1 protein-coding gene is annotated in these 933 nt (G+C 63.3%); it reads right to left on the reverse strand.

What is annotated here, in order from left to right; all coding sequences use genetic code 11:
* Window positions 1-933, reverse strand: a 933-nt coding sequence (locus QQJ96_RS23460; RefSeq protein ID WP_284334469.1) for a putative Ig domain-containing protein, incomplete at both ends; no start/stop codon positions are given.

Below are 933 nucleotides of genomic sequence, written 5' to 3' on the forward strand. Positions count from 1 at the left end.
TGTTTTTCTGCGTCTGGTATTGGCCGGCGCTGGTCTCAGTGGTGTAGGTGGCCAGATCACCGGCGGCATCGTACGTGTTGGTGGCCGAGTTGCTGGCGGTGGTGATGACGATCTGGCCGTTTTGCAAGGCACCGTCGGCCACCAGCACGCGACCGTCGGCGTCGTAGGTGAACCAATCGGCCTGGATATTGGGGCCGCTCGCAGGTGCCGGTGCTGGTGTTGAAGCGGCGGCAGACGTCGCCATCATCGGGCTGGCGGCGGCGGTCCCCATCATCGTCACGACCTGCACTTGGATCGTCTCGGTGATCGCACGTCCCTGATAATCCGTCGCCGTAATGACCACCGAGCCGCTCAAGGTCGTTTTGTACGGCGCAGTACCGGACAGCCAGAGCGTGCCCGCACTGTCGACGCTGACCGTCACGGCCGTCGAAAAGGTGCTGGTCTGATACGTCAGGCCCGTGCCGTGAAACACGTTCGGGTAGGAGTGCATGGCGCCATCGCCGTTGAAGCCGTAGCTGCTTGCTCCCGAATAGCTGGGCGCCGCCGGGTCATTGACGGTCAGTGTGAAAGCATTACTGGCGGGCTGGCCGGCCGCCGTGGCCTGTACCGCCAACTGGAAGGTGCCGCTGGTGCCGATCGGTGGCGTGCCACTGAAGGTCAGCGAGCTGGCATTGAAACTGATCCAGGAGGGCAAGCCCACCCAGGCCGACCCGTTGTAGTAAAGCGCCGCATAGCTCACCGCAAACCCTTGCGCGTCGGTGGCACTCGGTTGCGTGAAGCTGAAAGCCTGATCGGTGGTGGCCGTTACATTGCTCGCCGCCGCGCTGAACGTCGGTGCCTGCAGCGGTTGAACCGTCAGGCTGAATTCGCTGTTGGCATACACCGATCCGGCCACCCAAGCGGTGATCACCACTGTGTACGTGCCCTGACTGC

The organism is Dyella flagellata (assembly GCF_030160275.1).
Classification (GTDB): Bacteria; Pseudomonadota; Gammaproteobacteria; order Xanthomonadales; family Rhodanobacteraceae; genus Dyella_B; species Dyella_B flagellata.